Here is a 25,885-nt window from a genome sequence, read left to right on the forward strand (position 1 = left end):
CGTCAGGATGTCCGCAACGCACAAGCATCTGGAGGGGAACCCAGTCCATGAGTTACAACCAGCCGGGCCCGTACGGCGGGCAGCAGCCCGGTCCTTACGGCCAGCAGCCGCCGCAAGGCCAGCCGAACCCGTACGGACAGCAGCCCCCGCAGGGCCAGCCCGGCTACGGCTACCCCCAGCAGGCCCCGCCGCCGCAGGGCTACGGCTACCCCCAGCAGGGTCAGCAGCCGCCGTACGGACAGCAGCCCCCGTACGGCCAGCCCCAGCACCCGGGCCCCTACGGCCAGCAGCCGCAGTACCCCGGCGGCATGGTCCCGCCGCCGGGCGCGCCGAAGAAGAAGACCGGCCTGATCGTGGGCGCGGTGGTCGTGGCACTGGCCGTGATCGGCGGCGGCCTGTACTTCCTGACGTCGGGCGGCGGCAGCTCGGTCGCCGACGACGGCAAGAAGTACGAACTGACGACGCCGGCGACGGTGCTCGGCGGCGAGTACAAGAAGTCGTCCGCGCCCAGCGGTGACGGCATGAGCGCCAGCGACATCAAGGAGCTCGAGGGAGACGGCGTCGCCAACGCCAAGGACGCCAACGGCCAGTACACGTCCGGCGAAGCCATGACCCAGAAGGGCATCAACTTCACCGGTGTCTACGGCGAGGTCGACGACCCGGGCAAGGTCGTCGACGCCATGTTCGCCGAGATGAGGAAGAAGTCCGAGGAGGACTCGGCCGACGGGAGCCTGAAGCTCATCGGCAGCCCCCAGGAGTTCACACCGGACGGCTTCGAGAACGGCATCATGAAGTGCCAGGAAGCCGAGTTCAAGATGGGTGAGGCCGGGGCGGGCGCGGAGGGCATGCCGGGCGCCATGAAGATGCCGTTGTGCGTATGGGGCGACCACAGCACGGTCGTGTACGTCGTGCAGACCGACGCCGGCGCCATGCTGACCGGCAAGAGCCAGCCGCTGGAGACCGCCGCGGCCAACGCCGCCAGGCTCCGCGACGACATCCGCGTCGAGATCAAGTGACGCGGTAGATACGGACACGCAAGCGAAAGGGGCGCCCGGCCAGTCGACTGGCCGGGCGCCCCTTCGTCGTACGTACCGAACCGCTACGCGGACTTCTCGTGGCGGCCGTCGTGCTTGATGATGCGCGGCTCGCGCGGGACCAGCGTCGGGTTGACGTTGCTGTGGACCACGTCCGCCGTGATGACGACGCGTGCCACGTCCTTGCGGGACGGGACCTCGTACATCACCGACATCAGGACCTCCTCCATGATGGCGCGCAAGCCGCGCGCGCCCGTCTGGCGGAGGATCGCCTGGTCCGCGATCGCCTCCAGCGCCTCGCGCTCGAACTCCAGCTCCACGCCGTCGAGTTCGAAGAGCCGCTCGTACTGCTTCACCAGTGCGTTGCGCGGCTCGATGAGGATCTGCAGCAGCGCCTCGCGGTCCAGGTTGTGGACCGAGGTCAGGACGGGGAGACGGCCGATGAACTCGGGGATCATCCCGAACTTCACCAGGTCCTCCGGCATGACCTCCTGGAACTGGTCGCTCGCCTCGATCTCCCGCTTGGAGCGGATCGTCGCGCCGAAGCCGATGCCCTTCGCGCCCGCCCGCGACTCGATGATCTTCTCCAGACCGGCGAAGGCGCCGCCCACGATGAAGAGCACGTTCGTCGTGTCGATCTGGATGAACTCCTGGTGCGGGTGCTTGCGGCCGCCCTGCGGCGGGACCGAGGCCGTCGTGCCTTCGAGGATCTTCAGGAGCGCCTGCTGGACGCCCTCGCCCGACACGTCGCGCGTGATCGACGGGTTCTCGCTCTTGCGGGCCACCTTGTCGATCTCGTCGATGTAGATGATCCCGGTCTCGGCCTTCTTGACGTCGTAGTCGGCCGCCTGAATCAGCTTCAGGAGGATGTTCTCGACGTCCTCGCCGACGTACCCGGCCTCCGTCAGCGCCGTCGCGTCCGCGATGGCGAACGGGACGTTGAGCATGCGCGCCAGCGTCTGGGCCAGCAGCGTCTTGCCCGAGCCCGTGGGGCCCAGCAGGAGGATGTTGGACTTCGCCAGTTCGATCGCGTCGTCGCGGCCCGCGCCGCCGCCGTTCTCGCCGGCCTGGACGCGCTTGTAGTGGTTGTAGACCGCCACCGAGAGGGCCTTCTTGGCCGGCTCCTGGCCGACCACGTAGCCCTCGAGGAACTCGTAGATCTCCCGCGGCTTGGGGAGTTCCTCCCACCGCACCTCGGAGGTCTCTGCGAGCTCCTCCTCGATGATCTCGTTGCAGAGGTCGATGCACTCGTCGCAGATGTACACACCGGGACCTGCGATGAGCTTCTTCACCTGCTTCTGGCTCTTGCCGCAGAACGAGCACTTGAGCAGGTCGCCGCCATCACCGATGCGTGCCACGAGGTGCTTCCCCTTCGCCTGGGAGACGCCACGTTCAGCGACTCCTGGTGCCTCATATTCGACGGTACCTTGCCTGGCCCCCGGTTCGGGCCCCCCTTGGCACGGTTCACATTGACGTGTACTGCGCCAAGGGGCGGGTTACCGCGTGTCAGGCGCCCACGGGCGCGTTCTTGCGGGTGGAAACGATCTGGTCGATCAGACCGTACGCAAGCGAGTCCTCGGCGGTCAGGATCTTGTCGCGCTCGATGTCGTCGCGGATCTTCTCGATCGGCGTGGTGGAGTGCTTCGCGAGCATCTCCTCCAGCTGTGAGCGCATCCGCAGGATTTCCTGCGCCGCGATCTCCAGGTCGGAGAGCTGCTCGCGACCGGTCTGCGAGGACGGCTGGTGGATCAGCAACCGCGCGTTGGGCAGTGCCATGCGCTTGCCCGGCGTACCGGCGGCGAGCAGCACGGCCGCGGCGGAGGCCGCCTGTCCCATGCAGACCGTCTGGATGTCCGGCTTCACGAACTGCATCGTGTCGTAGATGGCCGTGAGGGCCGTGAACGAGCCGCCGGGGCTGTTGATGTAGATGGAGATGTCGCGGTCCGGGTCCATCGACTCCAGGCACAGCAGCTGCGCCATGACGTCGTTGGCGGAGGCGTCGTCGATCTGCACGCCGAGGAAGATGACGCGCTCCTCGAAGAGCTTCGCGTACGGGTCGTACTCACGCACGCCCTGCGAGGTGCGCTCGACGAAGCGCGGCACGATGTAGCGGTTGTCCACCTGCGGGCCGGTGTAGAGGCCGCTCGCGGAGAAGTCGTTCATGTGGGTTTTCACCATCCTGGTGGCGTTCGGTGGGCTGGGGAGGCTCGGCTGCGGGGATCAGGCCCCGGTACCGCCGCCGCCCGGAACGCCCGAGGCAAGGCTGATGATCTCGTCGATGAGGCCGTACTCCTTGGCCTCCTCCGCGGTGTACCAGCGGTCGCGGTCACCGTCGCGGATGATCGTCTCGACGCTCTGGCCCGAGTGCCGGGCGGTGATCTCCGCCATGCGCTTCTTCGTGCGCAGCAGCTGCTCGGCCTGGATCTTGATGTCCGAGGCGGTGCCGCCGAGGCCGGCCGAGCCCTGGTGCATCAGGATGTCGGTGTTGGGGAGCGCGAAGCGCTTGCCCGCGGTGCCGCCGGTCAGCAGGAACTGTCCCATCGAGGCCGCGAGGCCCATGCCGATGGTGACCACGTCGTTCGGGATGTACTGCATGGTGTCGTAGACCGCCATGCCGGCCGTCACCGAGCCGCCGGGGCTGTTGATGTAGAGGTAGATGTCCTTGTCCGGGTCGGCCGCAAGGAGGAGCAACTGCGCTGTGATCTTGTTGGCGATGTCATCGTCGACCTGCTGGCCGAGGAAGATGATCCGCTCGCCGAGCAGCCGGTTGTAGACCTGGTCGCCGAGGCCTCCACCGATGGACGGCTCACCCGCGGCGTACGGCATCAGATTCGTCACGTATACACCTGCTCGTCTCTGACGGCTTCAACCGTCTCAGCGTCTTCGTACCGGAGGGCGGGGACTCCCCACTCTCCTCTTCATGGACCCTAACGCGCAGGTGGGACAACGCCATCCCGCTTCCCGAACTGTTCGCTGGGAGCGCAAGGTACGGGCCCGTACCCGCGTACGAGGACGGGCCCGTACCCGCGTACGAGGACGGGCCCGTCCTCGTGGATCAGGCAGCTCGGGCAGACCGGGCCGAAGCTCAGGCCCCGGTGGTCTTCTCGGCCTCGGCGGAAGCCTCGGCGGCGTCGGCGGTCTCGGCCGCCTCGTCCTCGTCGTCCTCCAGGTCGACAGGCTCACCGTTGGTGTCGGTGACCTTGGCGGCCTCGACGACAACGGCGAGCGCCTTGCCGCGGGCGACCTCGCCGACGAGCATCGGCACCTGGCCGCCCTCGACGACGGCCTGGGCGAACTGGTCGGGGCTCATGCCGGAGGACTGCGCGCGCCGCATGAGGTGCTCGGTGAGCTCCTCCTGGTTGACGTTCAGCTTCTCCTTGTTGACGAGCTCGTCGAGGACGAACTGCGTCTTGATGCCCTTGACCGCCTGCTCGCGCAGCTCGGCGTCGAACTCCTCGGCCGTCTTGCCCTGGATCTCGAGGTACTTCTCGATGTCCAGGCCCATCTGGCCGAGCTGGTGGTGCTCCAGGTTGTGCTTGCGGGTCTTGACCTCGTCCTCGAGCAGCTTCTCGGGGATCGGGACCTCGACCAGCTCCAGCAGCTTCTCCAGGACGCGTTCCTGGGCCTGCGTGGCCTGGTCGTACTGCTTCATGTTCTCGAGGCGCTTGCGGCTGTCGGCCTTGAGCTCGTCGAGGGTGTCGAACTCACTGGCCATCTGCGCGAAGTCGTCGTCCAGCTCGGGCAGCTCGCGGGCGGCGACCGCGGTGACCTTGACGGTGACCTCGGCCTCCTTGCCCTCGGCGCTGCCGCCCTTGAGCGAGGAGGTGAAGGTGGCCTCGCCACCGGCCTCCAGGCCGGTCACGGCCTCGTCGATGCCGTCGAGGAGCTCGCCGGAACCGATGGTGTACGAGACACCCTCGGCGACGCCGTCCTCGAGGACCTCGCCGTCGACCTTGGCCTCCAGGTCGATCGTCACGACGTCGCCGTCGGCGGCGGGGCGCTCGACCGGGTTGGTGGAGGCGAAGCGGCCGCGCAGCTCCTCCACGGCCTTGTCGACGTCCTCGTCCTCGACCTCGACCGCGTCGACCTCGACCTCGATGCCGGAGTAGTCCGGGATCTCGATCGTCGGGCGGATGTCGACCTCGGCGGTGAAGGACAGCAGCTCGCCGTCCTTCAGCTCGGTGATGTCGACGTCGGGCTGGCCGAGAACGTTCAGCTCACCCTCGTTGACAGCCTCGGTGTAGAACTTCGGAAGGGCGTCGTTGACGGCCTCCTCCAGCACAGCACCACGGCCGAACCGCTGGTCGATGACTCGGTTCGGGATCTTGCCCTTGCGGAAGCCCTTCACCGTGACCTGCTGGTTGATCTTCTTGTACGCCGCGTCGAGGCTGTCCTTGAGCTCCTCGAAGGGCACCTCGATGCTGAGCCGAACCCGGGTCGGGTTCAGGGTCTCCACGGCGCTCTTCACGGTTCGGTCTCCTTGGGGGCTGACTTCTGAGGTTCTGCTGGGCCGCGCGGGAGGCGGCTTCGCCGATCGGGTCCGGTACATCAGACACACGGACCCGCACTCTGCATAGTAACGGCAAGCAGGAAGACTCCCACAACGCGATCTTGATCGGGATCGCGCGGGATCATGCCTGGTGATGGTCGGGGTGGCCGGATTCGAACCGACGACCTTCCGCTCCCAAAGCGGACGCGCTACCAAGCTGCGCCACACCCCGTCGGTGCGACACGTAGGGTACATGCCCACAGGCAGTGCGGCCCCCGCTTTGCGGCGGTGCCCACCGGGTGTGCACCGCGGGCCCGGAACCCGCTACGATGCTCTTCGTGCCGCGGTCGCATGACCTGCGGTGCGCACTGTGCGGGCGTAGCTCAATGGTAGAGCCCTAGTCTTCCAAACTAGCTACGCGGGTTCGATTCCCGTCGCCCGCTCCACATGGCTCAGGGCCAGGTCAGAGGATCATCCTCCAGCCTGGCCCTGATGCGTTCCGGATCTTCTTTCAGCCCTGCGTGCCCGCCGCGTGCCCGTTCGGCTTAGGATCTTGCTTCCTGGCCTGCTCTACGACGGCACTCACGGCCTGGCCGATCAGCCGCTCTCGCTCAGCCGTGGCGTGCTGATAGATCAGCGCGGCGCGGGCGGTGCTGTGGCCCATTCTCGTCATCAACTCTCGTGTGCTCGCGCCGGTCGCAGCAGCGAGGGTGTTGCCGGTATGGCGAAGATCATGGAAGTGCAGGCCCTTGATGCCGACTTCCTCACACGCCTTACGCCAGAGCTTGCCGAAGTGGTTCCGGCGGGGGGTCGCCTTCTTGGCCCCGACGAAGACCCGGCCGTCGGCACCCTGTTCGGCGTACACGGCAAGGTGGTTGGCCAAATCGGTGTGGATCACAGCCGGGACGGCCACAGTGCGCTTACCGGCCGCGCTCTTCGGCTCCTTGACCAGTCGCCGCCCGCTGTGGAGTTCGGCCACGTTCCGCCGGACGCGCAGGGTGCCTGCATCGAGATCGATGTCTCGGCGCGTAAGTCCGATCAGTTCACCCCAGCGGAGACCCGTGAAGGCCGCCAGGAGGACGAGAACCCGGTACCGGGGCTGGATGGCGCCCGCGAGCGCGTATACCTCCTGGATGGTCGCGGTGGGCCGCTCAGGGGTGGCGGCTGTGCTCGCCCCCTTGACCCGGCAGGGGTTACGCCGGATCAGCCGGTCTTCCACGGCAGTCATGAGCACAGCCCGCAGAAGCGCGTACGACTTGGCCACCGAGGAAGCGCCGGCGCCCGCGTCCAGGCGAGCCACCCGCCAGGCCCGGACCCTGGCCGAACTGATGTCGGCCAGGGCGATGGTGCCGAAGGTTGGTTCAAGGTGGTTCCTGAGGAGCGACTGGTACAGGTCGGCGGTCGAGGCACTGATGCCCCGCTCCTTGATCCATGTGGAGGCATAGGAGCCGAAGGGGACGTTGGCGGCATCCGGGTCGGTCCAGTCCCCCGCGCGCAGCTCGGCTTGGCGCTCAGCCAACCAGTCGTCAGCCTCCCGCTTCGTACGGAAGGTGTGGGGCGCCGGGCGGTCGATGCCGTCAGGCGCCTGATAGCGAGCCTGGTAGCGCCCTGAGGGCAGCTTGCGCACACGACCGAAAGACCGCTTCTTGCCCGCCATCAGACCACGCTCCTGAAGCGCCGTGCGATCGGCTCGACGGTGTTGGCAACAACGAAGTTCGAGACCGCGCTTTCGGGGATGCGGACATGTCGACCGACCTTCACGAAGGTGATCCGTCGTTCCTCGATGAGCCGCCGGGGGAACCGGGCGGTGGTGCCGAGAAGTTCGGCGACTTGGTCAACGCTTAACAGTCGGTCCATGGTCACCACTCCCCGTTGGTGTCGTCGGCTTCGAGTTCTGCGAGTGCTTCGCGTGCGGTGTCGCGGTTGGTCTTGATGTCGCGGGCGATGGACTGGGCAAGCCAGGATTCACCCGGGGTGTGACCGTGTCCGGCGTAGCTCCAGTGGGCGATCACGAGTGTGGAGCCCTCCGAGTCGTCGGGGTCGGGCAGGCCACGTTCGCGGCGCTCCTGGGCGGCGCGGTAGTCGGCGCGGACCTGTCGCCGGGCGGACAGTGTCGAGGAGTAGGCGCGGGACTTGGTCATGAAGTGGCCCCGGAAGCCGAGCATGTGCGACCAGCGGGCAAGCATCCGGTCCGGGTAGTCGGCATCCAGGTCCCAGCAGGCTTCGATCAGGCGCCGGGTATGGGCGGGCAGGTGGGGCAGCTTGTCGAGTTCGTTCAGCTCGCCGATCCGGCGGTCTACGGTGCCGGTACTCTCGGCTGCCTTGGTGGCGTACTTGGCGACGTAAGAAGCGACGGCCGAGTCGGTCAGCTCCACACCCTGAAGGCTCCCGATGCCCTGGACGTCGACCTGCTTGCCCCACGTCAGCGTGCGGGCCGGGTGGCCGTCGGCGGACGGCACGGTCACCGCGACCCGGGCGGCAGCCGCCTTGATGGCGTCGTCAAGAAGGGCGACCGATGCCCAGGACGGCGGAGTCGTATCGGGGCCGTCGGGGCCATCGAGGCGGACCACGGCGTGGAAGTGGATAGCTCCACGCTTCTGGAACTCGGCGACCTTCCCGAAGGAGACCCGGCAGACCTCGCCCAGGGCCCGTTGGGAGAGTCCGGCACGAGCGGCGATCTCCCGGCGAAGGTAGATCGTGAACCGCTGCCACAGCTGACCAGCGTGGTTGTTCCACAGCACCGCGCCCGCGTAGTCGTACCGGGCCGGGTCGAGGGCTGTTCCGAGTGCGGGATCGTCGTCCGGGTGCGAGGCACCGCAGCGGCAGTGGCCCGAGGCGGGACGGTTGTGGACCGGTCCGAAGGACGGAGCGGTCAGCGTCGCGAACACGCCGGGATGCTGACGGATCTCACCGGGGATGCCCATGCGACTGTCCCCCGAGATCCCCGCGCGCATCAGGTGGTAGACGTCCCCCGCGTAGGTCCAGGCACACGAGGGGCAACGGGAGGCCCGCCGGTTGCCGCAAGCGACCCGTAATCGTCCACCAGGCTCATCAACGGTCGAGTACGAGTAGAGGACATCCCCGGTGTGGCGGTCGCGGGTGACGGTGGTCCCGGTCAGGTGGATCGGGTCTGAGCAGCCGCCCGTCCGCCGGATCTGTTCCTGCCAGCGGTCGAAGCCCGGGGTGGAGGCGACCCGCAGGAGGTCGGCGAGGGTCAATGGGTCGGTGCCCACAGTCGCCGCCAGGGGAGCGACGACGGCCGGGGCAACGGGGAGTCGGGTCACGCGGCCACCGCCATCGGCTGGGCGGTCTCGAAGATCGGCTGCTCAGAGCGCTCCATCGCGGCGGCATTGACGCCCGGCACAGGGCCGAGCGTGACCAAGGTCGCCATGCGCATTGCCAGGTGGAACCGCTTCTCCACGGGGAAGCGGGCGACGTGAGCGGCGGTGTGACCCGGCTCGGCCTCGTCGTCCACCCAGAGCCGCATGTACCCGCTGGCGCATGCGGCCGACCAGTACAGCTCCCCCAGCCCCAGCCGGGCGGCTCCCTGGACGATCCAGTCACACAGCTTCTGGTCATCCGTCCTGCGGTACCGGTACGAGGTCGGCATGTCCGAGGCGTAGAGCGCGACGGCGCGTTCCATGTTCGACAGGTCCCGGACCGGGACCGGCGCGGACTCCACGACCGTGAGCGTTGCGGGCATGATGGAAGCTCCCTTCAGGGGAGCCGGGGCGGTGACTTGCTTGGCGGTAGGGCGCCGCCCCGGCGCGGCTAACTGGCTTGAGCCAGTCACTGGCTTAAGCCAGTTGAACATAGGCGGCTGCCCGCGTCAAGGTGCTGGCTTAAGCCAGTTGTTATGCTCGTTCCATGACGACGCCCGGAGCCTCATCGCAGCAGCCAGCGAGCAGGCGCATCGCGGAGGACCTACGCACGGACATCGAGAGCGGTCAGCTCTCCCCCGGAGACAAGCTCCCCTCCGAACGCGCCCTAGCTGAGCAGTACGGCGCAGCGCGGAACACCGCCCGCGAGGCGATTCGGATCCTCGCGGAGCAGGGACTGGTGACCGCCCAGCAAGGCCGGGGAGTCTTCGTTCGCGAGCCTCAGCGGCTCTTCCGGTTCGGCAGTGACCGCTACTCGCTCAAGAACCGCGAGACGGGACTCACGCCATTCCGGCTCGAAGCGAAGCGGCAGGGCAAGGAAGCGCGCATCGAGGTCGTGAGCATCGAGCGAGAGACCCCGCCGCGGGATGTTGCCGAGCGGCTCAAGGTGCCGGCGGATGAGGCGAGCGTGGTGCACCGGGAGAACCACTACTTCGCCGACGACGAGCCGGTTCAGATCGTGTCGACGTTCCTGCGCTGGGACGAGGCGCAGGGGACGCTCCTCATGCAGCCGAAGACCGGTAAGCACGGGATCTACGGCCGACTCGAAGAGCTGGGGCACGTGATGACCCGCGTCCGAGACGAGATCAGCACCCGGATGCCGACGCCAGAGGAGGCGGCCGTTCTCGGCCTTCTCTCTGGGGTACCGGTGCTTGAGGTTCTTCACACCAGCCTGGATCAAGACGGTGTGCCGTTCGAGGTGTCCCGGTACGTGCACCGAGGAGACCAGACCGGATTGCTGTACGAACTGCCTGTCGAGTAATCGAGGAGCCACAGATGGGAAGCGCAGTCATCCGCCCGTTCGAAGAAGCCGACCTTTCTGGCGCCGCATCAGCACTGGTCGAAGTGCACGCCACGGACGGATACCCCGTCGAAGGTGTGGCCGACCCAGAGGGCTGGGTGCGATCGACGAACGTACTGGCTTCGTGGGTTGCCGACATGGGCGGAAAGATCGTCGGACATGTATCGATCATGCGGCCGCAGGGTGAGGACGCGGCATCCCTCTGGATCGAGCAGAGCGGAGACGACGAGGACCACGTCGCAGTGCTGGCCCGGCTCTTCGTGCTCCAGGAGGCTCGGAAGCACGCCGTTGGCGAGAAGCTCATGCGGGCCGCGATGGAATACGCGCAGGACCGAGGCATCCGCCTTGTCCTCGATGTCATGACCAAGGACACTGCCGCCATCCGCTTGTACGAGCGCCTGGGCTGGTTCAAGATCGGCGAAGCTTCGCACTCGTACGGCGAGGACCAACAGATCGAAGCCATCTGCTTCGCCGCTCCCAGCGCGTAAGACCCAGGGGACTGTTACAGGTTTCTCTACCTCATCAAGGCCCCCGCGCACAGCGCGGGCGCGCGCCGCCTCTGCGGCGCGGCCTGCCTCCTGTCTCCGCCCCGGCTGGCCGCGCCCGGCGGCGCGCTGCGTGCTCGGGGATGGGGAGGAAACCCGCTGTGGCTGGGGCGGTCGGCTCCACGGCTTTAGGCAGCCACTTTGGGGCGAGCCTCTAAGATCATGGCCCCGATTCGGGCTATTGCGGGCAGGTCCAGTGACTGCCCGAATCGCGGCCAGCGTAAGGGGCCATGATCACTCGCCCCAAAGCAGCTCCAGCCCAAAGCCGCTCCACCGACCTAACAGGTCTAGGTGGCGGCCGAGTTGGGCATCGCGCGGTCTGCTAGTCTTCGCGCGCACCCTTATCAGCGCATGCAAAGCGGCCCTGACGTGTGGCCTCTGCGGGGAGACACGTCACGGCTCTTGCATGCCCAACCCTCCAAGGAGGAACCTTCGTGCAACCGAAGGATGAGCAGGATTGCTACGTAAGTTACTACGTACGCAATAACTTAGACAACGCCCCGGACAGTACAGCACCCAGGGGTTACAACTCAAGTCGACGGCGAATCCCTGAAATGATCACGGCCGTGGCGAGCTTGATCGCGGCTCTCACAGGAGTGGCAGCGCTACTCCTGTCGAAGCTGTAGGCAACTGCTTGCGCGTGCCCCAGGCGTGCCCGCAGCAGCGGAGACCAACGGGGCGTGACGGGGACTGGCGGGGCTCCCCGCCATAACGTGCAGGTCAGCGCCTTGGCAGGTCAGCGGTGGTTCGCGTACGCAATCTTCCAAACTAGCTACGCGGGTTCGATTCCCGTCGCCCGCTCCACGGACTCCGGCCCGGCTCGGTGATGACGTCAGACGACCTCACCGAGCCGGGCCGGAGTCGTTTCCGGAGCCTCTGCGCACCAGAGCCCCGCCGTCCGGCCGGGCCGTCCGACGACGCCGGCTGCCCGCGCCGCTCAGAAGCTGATCTGGTTGATGGTCTCCGCTATCGAGTTCATGAAGCGGTTGATCGACGGCGCCATGCCGGTGGACGCGAGGAAGAAGCCGAAGAGGACGGCCACCACCGCCGGTCCCGCCTTGATCGAGCCCCCGCGGATCAACACCACCAGGACGATCGCCAACAGAAGCACCACAGACAGTGAAATGGCCACAACTGATCACACCCTCGGTCGGTCCGCCTTGCCGGCCCGGGAGCGCACGGCCCGGCGCACTCCCGCAGAGACCATCGTGCCACCAACTCACCAGTGGTGGCTGCCGGGTGACGGAACGTCGGTGGCCGGACGGCGCCGCGAGGAGGTCCTGCGTACACGCCGGGGCGCGGGCGCCGCATATGCGCGCCGCTCATTCTGATGCCCCGTCCCGGAGTTGACAACCCTGATCATTTCACTATCCACACATCACGTTCGCCGGAAATTCGGATGGCGCGGAAGAACACACGGCGCCGGTCGGCAAAGGAGCAACCAAAGGGACATATCACCAGAGTCACCCACTGGCGGTATGCACCCTTTAGTCGGGATGAGTTACCCCATACGGGGGCGGACATGTGAGCCGTGCCATAAGGGCTCATCGCCATGTCGACTTCTCTGCTCACAGGCCGCTCACATGAATAACAGGGGCCCGGGAACGAGGTTTTACGGAATCCTTCCGGCGACGCTAGGGTGCCTCAGATGTTTCACGCTCCTCACGGATATCAGAGGGCCCCGCTCCCCCCGGCCCGGGAGCAGGAGCCCGAAACACCACACGCACGGACCCTCGCGCCCGCCGCCCCCGTCCCGGTCCCCAGCGCCGCATCCGCCCCTGTTCCCGTCCCCGCCCGCGCCCCCGCCCCGAAGCAGCGCGACGCGTTCTTCGACAACGCCAAGTACCTGGCGATCGTGCTCGTGGCGGTGGCGCACATGTGGGAGCCGGTGATGGACGGCAGCCGCGCCACCCGCGCCCTCTACATGGTCGTCTACAGCTTCCACATGCCGGCCTTCATCGTCATCTCCGGCTACTTCTCGCGCGGCTTCGACCTGAGACCCAGGAAGGTCCAGCGCCTTATCACCGGTGTCGCCGTGCCGTACCTGATCTTCGAGACCCTTTACAGCCTCTTCAAGCAGTGGGCCGACGACGACCCCGGCCACCCCATCAGCCTGCTCGACCCCTGGTACCTGACCTGGTTCCTGGTCGCGCTGTTCGTCTGGCGGCTGACCACCCCGGTCTGGCGCTCGCTCCGCCACCCCCTGCCGGTCGCGCTCGCCATCGCCGTCCTCGCCTCCGTGACCCCCGGCATCGGAGACGACCTCAACCTCCAGCGCGTCCTCCAGTTCCTGCCGTTCTTCGTGCTCGGTCTGCTGCTGAAGCCCGAGCACTTCACGACGGTGCGGCGCCGCGAGGTCAGGCTGCTGGCCGTTCCCGTCGTCCTGTCCGTCCTGGCCTTCGCGTACTGGGCCGCCCCCCGCCTCGAACTCGGGTGGTTCTACCACAGCAGCGCCGCTCAGGACAGGGGTGCTCCGTGGTGGACCGGGGTCGTCATGACCTTCGCGCTCTTCGGGTGCTCGCTGCTGATGACGGCCTGCTTCCTGTCCTGGGTCCCGGGCCGCACGATGTGGTTCACCGTGCTGGGCGCCGGCACCCTGGGCGGCTACCTGCTGCACGGCTTCCTGGTGAAGGGCGCCGACTACGCGGGGCTGTTCGACTCGTACCCCTGGCTCTCCAGCCCGCTCGGCGAGGTCTTCCTGACCGTCGCGATCGCCGTCGCGGTCACCCTGATGTGCACTCCGCCCGTGCGGCGGCTGTTCCGCTGGGCCATGGAGCCCGAGATGAACTGGGCTTTCCGCCGCGACCCGGCCGAGGAGGCCCGGCAGCGGGAGCGCCGCCCCGCGGGCAAGGTCTCCTAGAAGGACTTCTGGGCGGGCCCCCGGTGCGGGGCCCGGTTCCAGGGGGCGGCGTGCTTTCCCCTGTGCGGGCGTGAAACGGACCCCGGTCCTCCCGTGGCATGCGACGGGAGGACCGGGGTCCGCTCTGTGTACGGGGTCCGCCTCCTCGGCCGGGCTCCGGTCCTTCCGGGGCAGGCGGCGGTTTCGGCGAAGGCCGGGGCGACCGGGGCCGTCCGCCGCGCCGCGCAGAAGTGCGAGGACTTCGGCCGCTGACCTCGGCGGCGCCGAGGCGTACCGATCCGGCGGTCGGGCGGCCGAGGCCCGCGGCGCACCGGAGGAAGGCGGACTTGCCGGAGCCGGAAGGGCCCATGACGGCGGTGAAGCTGACGCGCGGGAGGGCGGGGTCGACGGTGCGCAGGACGCGCCCGGCGAAGGTGCCGCGGCCGGACCGCCCTTGCCGGTCCCGGCGCTGTCGGCGCTCTTGTTCCCGCGCGGTCCCATGGCGGCCGCACGTGGAAGGGGGGTGAGGAAACCCCACCTCCGGGATCGCGGCGTCATCTGCTCGCGAAACCGACCACTGGCGCAGCCTTGACCGTTCCTCGACCACCGGCAGGCACCGATCGCGGTTCGCGGTGACGCTGGTTACGTGCCGTGGCAGATCAGGAGGAGGGCGCGGTCGTCGTTGACGTCCTTGGCCACCGCTTCGATCAGGTGCCACGCAGCGCCCTGGAAGCCCGGCGCCACGTAGCGGTCGGCCTCGCCGGTCAGGCAGTCGATGCCTTCGGCGATGTCCCGGCCGGACGCTTCCACCAGGCCGTCCGTGAACAGCATCAGTACGTCGCCGGGTGCCAGTGAACCCTTGCACGCGTCGAACCGGGCCCCGTCGTACACGCCGAGCAGCGGGCCCTCGCCGGACTTCTCCTCCCAGCGGCCGCTGCCCGCGTGGAGCTGGAGTGCGGGGAGGTGGCCCGCCGACAGGAGTTCGTAGTCGCCGGAGTCCAGGTCCAGGACCAGGTGGATGGAGGTCGCGAAGCCCTCGTCCCAGTCCTGGCGCAGGAGGTAGCCGTTGGCGGCGGGGAGGAAGCCGTGCGGCGGGAGCGAACCGAGGAGGCCGCCGAAGGCACCGGACAGGAGCAGGGCGCGCGAGGCCGCGTCCATGCCCTTGCCGGACACGTCGGTGAGGACGACTTCCAGGGTGCGGCCGCCGTTCGTGCGGGCCGCGACCACGAAGTCGCCCGAGAAGGACTGCCCGCCGGCGGGGCGCAGCGCCATCTCGCTGTGCCAGTTCTTCGGCAGCCGCGGCAGCGCGCTCTGGACGCGGATGCGTTCGCGGAGGTCGAAGAGCATCGTGCCGCCGCGCCGCCAGGGAACGCCGACCCTGGCCCTGAACTGGGCGATGATCAGGCCGAAGAAGCCGCAGGCCGCGACGGTGAGGACGGTGCCGGGGGTGACGCGGGCCGCGCCTTGTGTGTAGGGGCCCAGGACGATCGACTCGACGATCAGCGCGCCGGCGGCGGCGGCGTACAGACCGAGCAGGCTGGCCGGGCGCAGCAGGAGGCCGCCGGCCACGATCGGGAGCACCAGGAGGGACGGTGCGCACCAGACCGGCGACGCGATCGTGCCGGCGGCGATCGCCGGGACCGTCAGGAGGAGACCGGCCAGGGCGATCCAGTCCGAGCCGTCGCCCCGGAAGTAGTCGACGCCGGATTTGCGCAGCGCGATACGGGCCCGGTGCGCAGACTTGCGCGTCCGGGCCGAGAACGATTCGGTTCCCACTCCACCTGCCATTGCGCTGGACCCTATCCACCCCGGGCGGTGCTCCGCAGGGGGACCCCTGCGACATTGTGTTCGAAATCGGGTCGCTCTTGTGCCAGGGGTCTGGTAGCGATGGCATATGACCACCGAATTACGCGCGGTGCAGGCATCCGAGTGGGACGACTGGTTCGCGGCCTTCGCACTCGCCTTCGGGGGTGTGGCGCAGAGCGCGGAGGCCCGGGAACTCGACCGGGCGGTGACCGAACCCGCCCGCTTTCTGCCCCTGGAACGAGGGGCGTTGGCGGCTGGCCGGCGATGCCAAGGGGGGTGCGTCGTGCGAACGGACGGACGAGGCGGCGGATCTGGCACTGTCCGTACGGGAGTTGGGCGAGGCGTACCTCGATGGTGTCGGCCTGGCCGCGCCGGCGGCGGCGGGGCGGGCGCGGGAGCTGCGGCCGGGGGCGCCGGCGGAGGCGTCGGTGGCGTTCGGGGCGGGGGTCGCGCCCTGGCTTCCGCACGGGTTCTGACCACCGCGGGGCCGGGACGCGACCGGCGCCGCCCAGCGGGACACGGTGGCCGGAGGGGACGCGCCGGGGCGCTCCCCGCAGGGCGTCGGACGCGACCACCCCGAAGCGCACGCCGTGCCCGGATGTTCGACGCCCGAGGAGACGCCCCGGCGTGGCACCGGCCCCGACGCCCCCGCGCCGCACCGTCCGGAAGCAACGCCGGAACGCAGCCGCAGGAGCCGCTCCGGTGCGCGTGCGCTCAGCCTTGGCAGGCCGGGCACCAGAAGAGGTTGCGGGCGGCCAGGCCGGCGGTGCGGATCTCGCCGCCGCAGATGTGACAGGGCAGGTTCGCCCGGCGGTAGACGTAGACCTCGCCGCCGTGGTCGTCGACGCGGGGCGGGCGGCCCATCGCTTCGGGCATGTGCTCGGGGCGGACGGTGTCGATGCGGTTGTTGCGTACGCCCTCGCGCATGAGCGCGACCAGGTCCGCCCAGATCGCGTCCCATGCGGGGCGGGTCAGGTCCTTGCCCGCGCGGTACGGGTCGATGCCGTGCCGGAAGAGGACTTCGGCGCGGTAGACGTTGCCCACGCCGGCGACGACCTTCTGGTCCATGAGGAGCGCCGCGATGGTGGTGCGGCTGCGGGAGACGCGCTGCCATGCCTGGTCGGGAGCGGCGTCGTCGCGGAGGGGGTCGGGGCCCAGGCGGTCGTGTATCGCCCGCTTCTCGCCGTCGGTGATCAGGGCGCAGGTGGTGGGGCCGCGCAGGTCGGCGTAGTGGCCGGCGTTGACCAGCCGCAGGCGGACCGTGTCGGTGGGGGGCGGGGCGGGCGCCGCGCCGAAGCCGAGCTTGCCGAAGAGGCCGAGGTGGATGTGGATCCAGCCGGTGTCCTCGAAGCCGAGGAAGAGGTGCTTGCCGTGCGCGTCCACCGCGTCGAGGCGGGCGCCGTCGAGGAGCGCCGCGCTGTCCGCGAACTTGCCCTGGGGGCTGGTGACGCGGACCGGGCCGCCCACGAAGCGGGCGCGGTGGTCGTCCGCGAGGCGGTGGATGGTGTGCCCCTCGGGCATGGGTCTACGCCTCCTGCGGGTGCGTTCCGCGTACCGGTGTCGCTGCTTCGGGGCGGTGCGGCGCGGGGGCTTCGGGGTCGGTGCCGCGCCGGCGCGCCCCCTTCCGCCACCGCGGCCTGCCGGGCGGCGGCGCGGGAGGAGCCGTCGGTGCGGTCCCTCCCGGCGCCGTGGGCTCCGCGGCGGGGGTTACGGCTGCTGCGGGTGGTGGGGCGGGACCGGGGGGAGGTCGCCGGTCTGCTCGTACGCCGCCAGCATGTCGATGCGGCGCTGGTGGCGCTCTTCGCCCGAGTAGGGGGTCGAGAGGAAGATCTCCACGAACTTCGTGGCCTCCGCCTGCGTGTGCATGCGGCCGCCGATCGAGATCACGTTGGCGTCGTTGTGCTCACGGCCGAGCGCCGCCGTCTGCTCGCTCCAGGCCAGCGCGGCCCGTACGCCCTTGACCTTGTTCGCGGCGATCTGCTCGCCGTTGCCGGAGCCACCGATCACGATGCCCAGGCTCTCCGGGTCCGCGGCGGTCCTCTCCGCTGCACGCAGGCAGAACGGCGGGTAGTCGTCCAGGGCGTCGTAGATGTGGGGGCCGCAGTCCACGGGCTCGTGCCCGTGGGCCTTCAGCCACTCGACGAGATGGTTCTTGAGTTCGTATCCGGCATGGTCGGAACCGAGGTACACGCGCATGGGACGAGTGTGGCACGGGAGCCGGCGGGTAGCTGTCGCCGGGGTGCGGGAGGGAACGGTGCTTCGGATTTCGTACAACGATCCGGAATCGGGTCTTCCGTCCCGCGCGACTTCCGGTTTGAATGCGGGGGCTCGTAACCCGAGAAGCTAAGGATTGTGCATGAGCGCGCAGCCGACCCTTGCGAAGACAGGCGGAAACCCTGAAGAACCAGGGAATCCGCAGGTCTCCGACGGTCTCCAGGCCGGTCTCAAAAACCGCCATTTGTCCATGATCGCCATCGGCGGTGTCATCGGCGCCGGCCTCTTCGTGGGGTCGAGCGGCGGCATCGCCGCCGCCGGTCCGGCGATCCTGCTGTCGTACACGCTCGTCGGCGCGATGGTCGTCTTCGTCATGCGGATGCTCGGCGAGATGGCCGCCGCCAACCCGACGTCCGGTTCGTTCTCCGCGTACGCGGACCGCGCGCTCGGGCGCTGGGCGGGCTTCTCCATCGGGTGGCTGTACTGGTTCTTCTGGGTCGTGGTGCTGGCGGTCGAGGCGACCGCGGGCGCGAAGATCCTCGAAGGGTGGATACCGGCCGTACCGCAGTGGGGCTGGGCGCTGATCGTGATGGTCGTGCTGACCGCCACGAACCTGGTGTCGGTTTCGTCGTACGGCGAGTTCGAGTTCTGGTTCGCCGGGATCAAGGTCGTCGCGATCGGCGGCTTCGTGGTGATCGGTCTGCTGGCCGTGTTCGGTGTGCTGCCGGGGTCCGACAACCCGGGCACCGGATTCGCGCATCTGACCGACAGTGGCGGGTTCTTCCCGCACGGGCCCGGCGCGATCCTGACCGGTGTGCTGATGGTCGTCTTCTCGTTCATGGGCAGCGAGATCGTCACGCTGGCGGCCGGTGAGTCGTCGGACCCGCAGCGGGCCGTCACCAAGGCCACGAACAGCGTGATCTGGCGCATCGGCGTCTTCTACCTCGGCTCCATCTTCGTGGTGCTCACGCTGCTGCCGTGGAACGACAAGTCGATCCTGGAGGACGGGTCGTACGTCGCCGCCCTCAACTCGATCGGGATTCCGCACGCGGGTCAGATCATGAACGTCATCGTGCTGACGGCCGTACTGTCGTGCCTGAACTCCGGGCTCTACACCGCCTCGCGCATGGCGTTCTCGCTCGGCCAGCGCGGTGACGCGCCGAAGTCCTTCGCCCGTACGAGCGGGAAGGGCGTGCCGCGGGCCGCGATCCTGTCGTCGGTCGCTTTCGGTTTCGTCGCGGTCTTCTTCAACTACAAGTGGCCCGACACGGTGTTCGCGTTCCTGCTGAACTCCTCGGGCGCGGTGGCGCTGTTCGTGTGGCTGGTCATCTGCTTCACGCAGTTGCGGATGCGCGGCATCATCCTGCGCGAGGCGCCGGAGAAGCTGATCGTGAAGATGTGGCTCTTCCCGTACCTGACGTGGGCGACCGCCGCGATGATCATGTTCGTGATCGTCTACATGGCGTTCGACGACGCGGCGCGCGAGCAGGTGCTGCTGTCCCTGCTGGTGGCGGTCGTCGTCGTCGGCATCGCGTTCGCCCGCGAGAAGGTGAAGCGCGGGCGGAAGGTGCAGGCGCAGTGACGGAAGGGCCCGCGCCTCCTGGGAGGTGCGGGCCCTTCGTCGTGCGTACGGGACGGACTCAGCCGCGGTCGCCCATCAGCTTCCACGCCGTCGGCAGGGCGCCCATCGCCAGCGCCGCCTTCAGCGCGTCGCCGAGGAGGAAGGGGACCAGGCCCGCCGCTACGGCCGCGCTCAGCGACATGCCGGCCGAGAAGGCGAGGTAGGGGACGCCCACGGCGTAGATGACCGCCGAGCCCAGCACCATCGTGCCCGCGGTGCGCAGCACGGAGCGGTCGCCGCCCCGGCGGGCCAGCGCGCCGACCACGGTGGCGGCCAGCAGCATGCCGAGTACGTAGCCGAAGGACGCGCCGCCCGCGCCCGAGGTGCCGCCCGCGAACCACGGCATCCCGGCCATGCCGACCAGGGCGTACAGCGCGAGGGAGAGGAAGCCGCGGCGGGCGCCGACGGCGGTGCCGACGAGCAGCGCCGCGAAGGTCTGGCCGGTGACGGGGACCGGGGAGCCGGGGACCGGGACGGCGATCTGGGCCGCGATGCCGGTGAGCGCGGCGCCGCCGAGCACCAGGGCCGCGTCGCGGGCGAGGGCCCGGCCGGCGGTGGTGGCGGACGGGAGCAGGTCGGCGAGGACCGCTCCGGGACGGGCGGGGGCGGCAGCAGTGCTCATCGGGACTCCGCAGGTGAGAGAGGGGGCGGGCAGGAAAGGACACCGCGACCGTAGCCCAGGGGTCAACGGGCGATCACCATCAGTGGCCGACAAAGCGGGGGTTGATCGCTTGGTGGGGTTCGGACAAAGGCCGGGCGGGGGCGCCGTGGGGGCGTGACGCTCGTCACTGAGGTCCGGGGGGCGGGGGCGCTTTTGCGGAGAAGGGGCGGGCTCGGGGAGACTGTGGGTTCTTGCCAAACGGACCGTCGAACGGTCCGCCGGACGTTCCCAGAGCTGCGAGCACCATGCACGACGACCAGGCCGAGCCCCTCGCCCACGGGCTCAAGCAGCGCCACCTGACCATGCTCGGCCTCGGCGGGGTGATCGGCGCCGGACTGTTCGTGGGCTCGGGCGCCGGGATCGCGGTCGCCGGCCCCGGCATCGTCGTCTCGTATCTGATCGCGGGCGCGCTCGCGATGCTGGTGATGCGGATGCTCGGCGAGATGTCCGCCGCGATGCCCGCGTCCGGGTCGTTCTCGGTGCACGCGGAGCGGGCGCTGGGGCGCTGGGCCGGGTTCAGCGTGGGGTGGCTGTACTGGTTCCTGCTGGTCGTGGTGTTGGCGGTGGAGGCGACGGCCGCGGCGCAGATCGCGAACGGCTGGGTGCCGGGCATCGCGCAGTGGGCGTGGGTGCTGATCTTCATGGTGGTGTTCACCTGCGCCAACCTCGCCGCCGTGAAGAACTTCGGGGAGTTCGAGTTCTGGTTCGCCGCGCTCAAGGTCGGCGCGATCGTCCTGTTCCTCGGGCTCGGGGTGCTGGCCGTCTTCGGGGTGCTGCCGGAGACCCGGCCTGTGGGGTTCGGCAATCTCACGGGGCAGGGCGGCTTCCTGCCGAACGGGTGGGAGGGCGTCGTGTCGGGTGTGCTGACGGTCGTCTTCGCCTTCGGAGGGCTCGAGGTCGTGACGATCGCCGCCGCCGAGACCGAGGACCCGGCCCGCAATGTCGCCCGTGCGGTGCGTGCCGCGGTGTGGCGGATTCTCTTCTTCTACGTGGGGTCGATGCTGGTCATCGTGACCGTGCTGCCCTGGAGCGCGCAGCGGGCCGGGCTCAGCCCGTACGTCACCGTGCTCGACGCGATCGGCGTTCCGGCCGCCGGGCAGGTGATGAACGTCGTGGTGTTCGTGGCGCTGCTGTCCGCGCTCAACGCCAATCTGTACGGGTCCTCGCGGATGGTGTTCTCGCTCGCGGAGCGCGGTGAGGCGCCCAAGGGGCTGCTCAAGGTGTCGGGAGGCGGGGGCGGTGGGGTGCCGCGCCGGGCCGTGCTGGCCTCGGTCGCCTTCGGGTTCGTCTCCGTACTCCTCAATCTGCTGTGGCCCGAAACGGTCTTCCTGTACATGCTGAACGCCGTCGGCGCGGTGCTGTTGTTCGTGTGGGGGCTCGTCGCCGCCTCGCAGCTGCGCCTGCGCCGCCGCATCGAGCGGGAGGCCCCCGAGCTGCTGACGCTGAGGATGTGGGGCTTTCCCTGGCTCACCTGGGTCACGCTGGCCGGGCTCGGCGGCGTACTGGTGCTGATGCTCACCGACGACGCGGCGCGGCCGCAGCTGCTGTGGTCGGCCGGCGCGGCCGGTGCGGTGCTGCTGGTGGCAGTGGTGAGGGAATTGCGCGCGAAACGTACGTGACTGTTCACTTTGTGTGAGCGTCGTGTCCGTATAGCGGTCAAGTGTTCCCTGTGAGCGGTGCGCGTACTCAGACTGTGGCGTCTGTTTCCCCGTATCAGCTACTGAACAGGGCCCGCCCATGTCCCGGACTCCCGCGCCGACGCCCGTCGAGGATGTCGGCGCCGTCGACAACAAGGTCGACTCGCCGCTCACGCACGGACTCAAGCAACGCCATCTGTCGATGATCGCCCTCGGCGGCGTCATCGGCGCGGGGCTCTTCGTCGGGTCGGGCGCGGGCATCGCGGCCGCCGGTCCCTCGATCATCGTCGCGTACGCGATATCCGGGCTGCTGGTGATGCTCGTGATGCGCATGCTCGGCGAGATGTCGGCCGCCAACCCGGCCTCGGGCTCCTTCTCCGTGCACGCGGAGCGGGCGATCGGTCCGTGGGCCGGCTTCACGGCCGGCTGGGCCTTCTGGTTCCTGCTCTGCGTGGCCGTCGGCCTCGAAGGCATCGGCGCCGCGAAGATCATGGTGGGCTGGTTCCCGGACACACCCGAGTGGGCCTGGGTCGCCCTCTTCATGCTGGTGTTCTGCTGCACGAACCTGGCGGCCGTGAAGAACTTCGGCGAGTTCGAGTTCTGGTTCGCCGCGCTCAAGGTCGGCGCGATCGTCGTGTTCCTGGGCATCGGCGTCCTCGCGATCCTCGGCCTCCTGCCGGGCTCCGACACCTCCTCCCCCGGCGCCGGAAACCTCACGGGCATCGGCGGGTTCATGCCGAACGGCTCCGAGGGCCTGATCGTCGGTCTGCTGGCCTCGGTGTTCGCGTACGGCGGCCTGGAGACGGTCACCATCGCCGCGGCCGAGTCCGAGCACCCCGTCCAGGGCGTCGCGAAGGCCGTGCGCACGGCGATGTGGCGCATCGCGGTCTTCTACATCGGCTCGATGGCGGTCATCGTCACGCTGGTGCCGTGGAACGACGAGACGGTGGTGGCGAAGGGTCCGTACGTCGCGACCCTGGACCACCTGGGCATCCCCGCCGCCGGTCAGATCATGAACGTCGTCGTGCTGATCGCCCTGCTCTCGGCGATGAACGCCAACATCTACGGCGCCTCCCGCATGGCCTGCTCGCTGGTCTCCCGCCGCCAGGGCCCGAAGCTCCTCGGCGCGGTCTTCGGCGGTGTGCCGCGCATCGCCGTTCTGGTGTCCTCCGTGTTCGGCTTCGTGTGCGTGCTGCTCAGCTACTGGCGTCCCAACGACATCTTCCAGTGGCTGCTCAACATGATCGGCGCGCTGATCCTGGTCGTCTGGATCTTCATCGCCGTCTCGCAGCTGCTGCTGCGCCGCAGGACGGAGCGCGAGGCGCCGGAGAAGCTGGTCGTGAAGATGTGGCTCTACCCGGCGCTGACCTGGGTCGCGCTCGCGGGCATGGCCGCCGTCTTCGTGCTCATGGCGCGTGAGGAGGACACCCGGCTCCAGCTGTACTGGAGCGGCGGCCTGACGCTCTTCCTCGCCGTCGTCGGTTACGCGCTCCAGCGGGTCCGCGCGTCGGCGGCCGGTGCGGACGCGGGAGTCGCCACGGGCAAGGAAGACTGAACGGAGCGATACGTACGTCTGTGCGCCCCGGCGCACCGGACCCCCCGGCCGCCACGGCCGGGGGGTCCTTCGCGTCCGCACCGCAGACGGGCCGGGGGCGAGCGGGCGGCCGTACGCGTCGGTGGGCGGGGCCGCGCCCGAGGACGATGTTCAGCCGTGCCGTGCCGTTGCCGGACCGCACACGGTCCTCCCGCGTCATCGCCACCGCCGGTGAAGTCCGCACCGCACACCGTGTTTTTCCGTTGCACGAGGGATTGACGCCCGACTACCGCTGTTCCAAGCTCTGTTAACCAACCGACTGCACGTGTGGGCGGAGGTCGTGACGGACATGCGCGTACCTGACCGACGGCGGTTCCTCACCCTCACGGCGGCCGCGTCCGCCACCCCCCTGCCGAGCGCCTGCGGAGCGGGCTTCGGCGGCGACGAGGAGCACAAGGGCGGCGGGTCGGCGGCCGACGACGTCACCGGCTCCTTCGACCGGAGGAAGGCGAAGGGCAGGACGGTCGCATCGACCTGGAACAGCGCTCCGGCGAACTGCTGGGCCTGCTCGGGCCCTCCGGCTGCGGCAAGTCCACCACGCTGCGGATGATCGCGGGCCTGGAGGCGGTGACCGGCGGGACATCCTCGTACGAGACCCACGACAGCCCGGCGAACCTCTTCGTGGCCGGCTTCGTCGGGGAGCCCGCGATCAACCTGCTGCCGGGGGCGGCCGGGGCCGACGGGCGCGTGCGCCTCCCGGAGGGGGTGCGGCCGGCCGTTCCCGTACGTCTGGCGGCGGGCCGGGAAGTGGTGCCGGGCGTCCGGCCGGAGGACCTGCGGCTGGCGGGCGAGGGCGCGGCGGAGGCCGTACGGGCGAGGGCCGGCGCCCGTGAGCCGCTCCTGGAGGCGGGCATCGCCACGCTCGCGCTCGACGGGGTGGCCGGGCCCCTCGTCGTACAGACCGGTCCCGGGGTGCGCCTCGACCGGGACGAGACCGTACGGGTGAGCGCGGACCCGCGGCCCACCCATGTTTTCGACGCCGAGACGGGAGAGGCCTGCGATGAGGATCCTGGCAGCCGGTGACCACTTCGTCCTCGACACGCTGATCGGTGACGCCCTGGAGGCCGCCGTCACCGCATCCCCCTTCGAGCTGACCGGACTCACCCTCCCCTGGCCGCTCGGACCCTTCGGCGGGGTGGCCGAGGCCGACGAGGCCGGTGACTGCGAGGACGCGCTGATCGAGGCGTTGCGGGACGTCGAGGTGTGCGTGACCCGGATGGCGCCGTTCACGGAGCGGGTGCTGGATGCCTCCCCCGCCCTGCGGCTGGTCGTCGTCTGCCGCGGCGGCGGCCCGGACAACGTCGACGTGGAGGCGGCGCGGGCGCGCGGGGTGCGGGTGTGCTTCGCACCGGACCGCGACGCGGCCGCCGCCGCCGAGTTCACGGTCGCGATGATGCTGGCCGCGATGCGCCGGATACCGGAGGCGCACGACTCGCTGGCGCGGCGCGGGGTCTGGGGCGGCTCGTACTCCACGTACGAGGGGTGCGGCTTCGAGCTGGAGGACACGCGGGTCGGGCTGGTCGGCTACGGCGCGGTCGGCAGCCGGGTCGCGCGGGTGCTGAGCGCGTTCGGTGCGGAGGTGGAGGTGTACGACCCGTACGTGCGCGGTGACGTGCACGGCGTGCGGGTCGCCTCGCTCGACACGCTGCTGTCCCGTTCGCGCGTCGTCACCCTGCACGCGCGCCTGACCGACGAGACGCGCGGCCTGATCGGCGCCCGTGAACTGGGCCTGCTGCCGGACTCCTCCGTGCTGGTCAATGTGGCGCGGGGTCCGCTCGTCGACACGGGGGCGCTGTGCGACGCGCTGGAGAGCGGGCGGCTGGCGGCGGCCGCCCTCGACACGTACGAGCAGGAGCCGCTGCCTGCCGGTGCGCGGCTGCGGGGCGTGCCCGGGGTCGTGATGACGCCGCGTCTGGGCGGGGCGAGCCGCCAGGTGGCCGAGAAGGCGGCGCGGACCGCGGCGGCCGAGGTGGCCAGGTACGCCGCGGGGGCACCGCTCGCGCACTGTCTGACCTGAGGAGGCCGTCGGGATGCCGGAGGTTCCGGAGGTACCGGGGACGTTGTACGTCGGTGTCGACGTGGGCACGTCCCTGGTGAAGGCGGCGGCCTTCGACGCGTCCGGGCGGGAGGTCGCGGTCGAGTCCCGCCCGGTCGCGCTCGACGTCCGCGAGGGGCGCGTCGAGCAGGACATGGACGAGGTGTACGCGGCGGTCGTGGACGTACTGGCGACGCTGACCGCGTCGGTGCCGGGGCCGGACGGGTCCGCCGCGGTGGAACTGGCCGGGCTCACGGGGCAGGGCGACGGGGTGTGGCTGGTCGACGCGCGGGGCCAGCCGGTGCGTCCGGCGATCTCCTGGATGGACGGCCGGGCGCACGCGCTCCTCGACGAGTGGATGGCGTCGGGCGTCTTCACCGCCGTCTACCGGCGCACGGGCAGCGCGATGTTCCCCGGGTGCCCGGGGCCGGTCCTGGCATGGCTGGACCACCGGGTGAACCCCGCACGGCCACCGCGTGGAGTTCCTGCCCGCCGGATTCCGCCGCGGCACCGCGCCCGAGGACTTCGGGGACGCCTTCGCGGAGTACGCGCTGCACTACGGGCTCGGCGTCGACGCGGTCGTGACCGACTTCCCGGACCTGGCGGTCCGGGCGAGGGAGGCCGCCGGGTCCCAGGACCGACGGACGACCGGGGGCTGATCGTCTCCGAGCACTCCTGCTGCTAATCTGCACTTGCATATTGGTCGCAATAAGCAGTCGGAGGGCTCGGA

General features: G+C 69.6%; 22 protein-coding genes, 2 tRNA genes and 5 pseudogenes. 14 read left to right on the forward strand and 15 right to left on the reverse strand.

Features of this window, described 5'->3' with window-relative positions:
• The first annotated feature begins 47 nt into the window (after window positions 1–47).
• Window positions 48–1,016 (forward strand): hypothetical protein, encoded by a 969-nt coding sequence (locus tag ABD374_RS23110; protein ID WP_344497507.1) that lies wholly within the window; start codon window positions 48–50, stop codon window positions 1,014–1,016.
• Window positions 1,017–1,099: 83 nt separating this feature from the next.
• Here the strand turns inward: ABD374_RS23110 and clpX are convergent, their stop codons facing one another.
• The 5 genes from clpX to ABD374_RS23135 all read right to left on the reverse strand — a co-directional run bounded on the left by clpX (window position 1,100) and on the right by ABD374_RS23135 (window position 5,755).
• Window positions 1,100–2,392 carry an ATP-dependent Clp protease ATP-binding subunit ClpX gene (gene clpX / locus ABD374_RS23115; RefSeq protein WP_344497508.1) on the reverse strand — a complete coding sequence of 431 codons (1,293 nt, stop codon included), beginning with the start codon at window positions 2,390–2,392 and terminating at the stop codon, window positions 1,100–1,102.
• 148 nt (window positions 2,393–2,540) lie between these two features.
• Complete coding sequence (locus ABD374_RS23120; protein WP_344497509.1) at window positions 2,541–3,212, reverse strand: ATP-dependent Clp protease proteolytic subunit; 672 nt, start codon at window positions 3,210–3,212, stop codon at window positions 2,541–2,543.
• A gap of 42 nt (window positions 3,213–3,254) precedes the next feature.
• Complete coding sequence (locus ABD374_RS23125; RefSeq protein ID WP_093800857.1) at window positions 3,255–3,860, reverse strand: ATP-dependent Clp protease proteolytic subunit; 606 nt, start codon at window positions 3,858–3,860, stop codon at window positions 3,255–3,257.
• A gap of 259 nt (window positions 3,861–4,119) precedes the next feature.
• Window positions 4,120–5,502: a trigger factor gene (gene tig / locus ABD374_RS23130; RefSeq protein WP_344497510.1), complete on the reverse strand. Its 1,383-nt coding sequence runs from the start codon at window positions 5,500–5,502 to the stop codon at window positions 4,120–4,122.
• 176 nt (window positions 5,503–5,678) lie between these two features.
• Window positions 5,679–5,755 (reverse strand) — tRNA-Pro (locus ABD374_RS23135).
• Window positions 5,756–5,895: 140 nt separating this feature from the next.
• Between ABD374_RS23135 and ABD374_RS23140 the strand changes: the two genes are divergently transcribed.
• Window positions 5,896–5,969: transfer RNA gene (locus ABD374_RS23140), tRNA-Gly, on the forward strand.
• Between the two features lie 65 nt (window positions 5,970–6,034).
• Here the strand turns inward: ABD374_RS23140 and ABD374_RS23145 are convergent.
• Genes ABD374_RS23145 through ABD374_RS23160 form a run of 4 tightly spaced genes read right to left on the reverse strand, consistent with a single transcriptional unit; the run spans window position 6,035 to window position 9,226 of the window.
• On the reverse strand, window positions 6,035–7,180 hold the full coding sequence (locus ABD374_RS23145; protein WP_344497511.1) for a tyrosine-type recombinase/integrase: 1,146 nt from the start codon (window positions 7,178–7,180) through the stop codon (window positions 6,035–6,037).
• Entirely contained in the window at window positions 7,180–7,380 is a 201-nt protein-coding gene (locus ABD374_RS23150) for an excisionase family DNA-binding protein (RefSeq protein WP_344497778.1), read from the reverse strand. Before ABD374_RS23150 ends, ABD374_RS23145 begins: the two co-directional genes overlap by 1 nt.
• 2 nt (window positions 7,381–7,382) lie before the next feature.
• Window positions 7,383–8,807, reverse strand: a complete 1,425-nt coding sequence (gene repSA, locus ABD374_RS23155) for a replication initiator protein RepSA (protein WP_344497512.1) — start codon at window positions 8,805–8,807, stop codon at window positions 7,383–7,385.
• A complete protein-coding gene (locus tag ABD374_RS23160; RefSeq protein ID WP_344497513.1) occupies window positions 8,804–9,226 on the reverse strand; it encodes a hypothetical protein in 423 nt (140 codons plus the stop codon). The genes repSA and ABD374_RS23160 overlap by 4 nt, the downstream gene beginning before the upstream one ends.
• A gap of 164 nt (window positions 9,227–9,390) precedes the next feature.
• Here ABD374_RS23160 and ABD374_RS23165 point away from each other — a divergent pair, with 164 nt between their 5' ends.
• Window positions 9,391–10,164 carry a GntR family transcriptional regulator gene (locus ABD374_RS23165; RefSeq protein ID WP_344497514.1) on the forward strand — a complete coding sequence of 258 codons (774 nt, stop codon included), beginning with the start codon at window positions 9,391–9,393 and terminating at the stop codon, window positions 10,162–10,164.
• Window positions 10,165–10,178: 14 nt separating this feature from the next.
• Window positions 10,179–10,691, forward strand: a complete 513-nt coding sequence (locus tag ABD374_RS23170; protein WP_344497515.1) for a GNAT family N-acetyltransferase — start codon at window positions 10,179–10,181, stop codon at window positions 10,689–10,691.
• A 994-nt stretch (window positions 10,692–11,685) separates the two neighbouring features.
• On the opposite strand, the gene ABD374_RS23175 is transcribed toward ABD374_RS23170, so the two are convergent.
• Window positions 11,686–11,880 carry a hypothetical protein gene (locus tag ABD374_RS23175; RefSeq protein WP_093800855.1) on the reverse strand — a complete coding sequence of 65 codons (195 nt, stop codon included), beginning with the start codon at window positions 11,878–11,880 and terminating at the stop codon, window positions 11,686–11,688.
• A gap of 516 nt (window positions 11,881–12,396) precedes the next feature.
• Between ABD374_RS23175 and ABD374_RS23180 the strand changes: the two genes are divergently transcribed.
• Entirely contained in the window at window positions 12,397–13,608 is a 1,212-nt protein-coding gene (locus ABD374_RS23180) for an acyltransferase family protein (protein WP_344497516.1), read from the forward strand.
• Window positions 13,609–13,864: 256 nt separating this feature from the next.
• On the opposite strand, the pseudogene ABD374_RS34700 reads toward ABD374_RS23180, so the two are convergent.
• A pseudogene (locus ABD374_RS34700) lies at window positions 13,865–14,305 on the reverse strand (ATP-binding cassette domain-containing protein); the annotation flags it as partial.
• Entirely contained in the window at window positions 14,230–15,375 is a 1,146-nt protein-coding gene (locus ABD374_RS23190) for a PP2C family protein-serine/threonine phosphatase (protein WP_344497517.1), read from the reverse strand. The gene ABD374_RS23190 and the pseudogene ABD374_RS34700, both read right to left, overlap by 76 nt.
• A 239-nt stretch (window positions 15,376–15,614) precedes the next feature.
• Here ABD374_RS23190 and ABD374_RS23195 point away from each other — a divergent pair.
• A pseudogene (locus ABD374_RS23195) lies at window positions 15,615–15,869 on the forward strand (sterol carrier protein domain-containing protein); the annotation flags it as partial.
• Between the two features lie 238 nt (window positions 15,870–16,107).
• Here ABD374_RS23195 and ABD374_RS23200 read toward each other — a convergent pair.
• Together ABD374_RS23200 and ABD374_RS23205 are read right to left on the reverse strand one after the other, a co-directional pair.
• Entirely contained in the window at window positions 16,108–16,914 is an 807-nt protein-coding gene (locus ABD374_RS23200) for an Fpg/Nei family DNA glycosylase (RefSeq protein ID WP_344497518.1), read from the reverse strand.
• A 186-nt stretch (window positions 16,915–17,100) separates the two neighbouring features.
• Window positions 17,101–17,589, reverse strand: coding sequence for a ribose-5-phosphate isomerase (locus tag ABD374_RS23205; RefSeq protein ID WP_344497519.1), 489 nt, complete (start codon window positions 17,587–17,589; stop codon window positions 17,101–17,103).
• A 160-nt stretch (window positions 17,590–17,749) separates the two neighbouring features.
• Here ABD374_RS23205 and ABD374_RS23210 point away from each other — a divergent pair, with 160 nt between their 5' ends.
• On the forward strand, window positions 17,750–19,189 hold the full coding sequence (locus tag ABD374_RS23210) for an amino acid permease (protein ID WP_344497520.1): 1,440 nt from the start codon (window positions 17,750–17,752) through the stop codon (window positions 19,187–19,189).
• A gap of 58 nt (window positions 19,190–19,247) precedes the next feature.
• Here the strand turns inward: ABD374_RS23210 and ABD374_RS23215 are convergent, their stop codons facing one another.
• Window positions 19,248–19,850, reverse strand: coding sequence for a biotin transporter BioY (locus ABD374_RS23215; RefSeq protein WP_344497521.1), 603 nt, complete (start codon window positions 19,848–19,850; stop codon window positions 19,248–19,250).
• A 284-nt stretch (window positions 19,851–20,134) separates the two neighbouring features.
• Between ABD374_RS23215 and ABD374_RS23220 the strand changes: the two genes are divergently transcribed.
• The 7 genes and pseudogenes from ABD374_RS23220 to ABD374_RS34710 all read left to right on the forward strand — a co-directional run.
• A complete protein-coding gene (locus ABD374_RS23220) occupies window positions 20,135–21,508 on the forward strand; it encodes an amino acid permease (RefSeq protein ID WP_344497522.1) in 1,374 nt (457 codons plus the stop codon).
• A 118-nt stretch (window positions 21,509–21,626) separates the two neighbouring features.
• Window positions 21,627–23,081 carry an amino acid permease gene (locus ABD374_RS23225; protein ID WP_344497523.1) on the forward strand — a complete coding sequence of 485 codons (1,455 nt, stop codon included), beginning with the start codon at window positions 21,627–21,629 and terminating at the stop codon, window positions 23,079–23,081.
• Window positions 23,082–23,609: 528 nt separating this feature from the next.
• Window positions 23,610–23,699: pseudogene (locus ABD374_RS34705) on the forward strand (ATP-binding cassette domain-containing protein); the annotation flags it as partial.
• Between the two features lie 42 nt (window positions 23,700–23,741).
• Entirely contained in the window at window positions 23,742–24,143 is a 402-nt protein-coding gene (locus ABD374_RS23235; RefSeq protein WP_425577337.1) for a TOBE domain-containing protein, read from the forward strand.
• Window positions 24,121–25,137 (forward strand): NAD(P)-dependent oxidoreductase, encoded by a 1,017-nt coding sequence (locus ABD374_RS23240; protein WP_344497525.1) that lies wholly within the window; start codon window positions 24,121–24,123, stop codon window positions 25,135–25,137. The genes ABD374_RS23235 and ABD374_RS23240 overlap by 23 nt, the downstream gene beginning before the upstream one ends.
• Before the next feature lie 43 nt (window positions 25,138–25,180).
• Window positions 25,181–25,621 (forward strand): annotated as a pseudogene (locus ABD374_RS23245) (FGGY family carbohydrate kinase); the annotation flags it as partial.
• A gap of 13 nt (window positions 25,622–25,634) precedes the next feature.
• Window positions 25,635–25,814 (forward strand): annotated as a pseudogene (locus ABD374_RS34710) (hypothetical protein); the annotation flags it as partial.
• Window positions 25,815–25,885 lie beyond the last annotated feature (71 nt).

The sequence above is a fragment of the Streptomyces enissocaesilis genome (assembly GCF_039533765.1).
Lineage (GTDB): Bacteria > Actinomycetota > Actinomycetes > Streptomycetales > Streptomycetaceae > Streptomyces > Streptomyces enissocaesilis.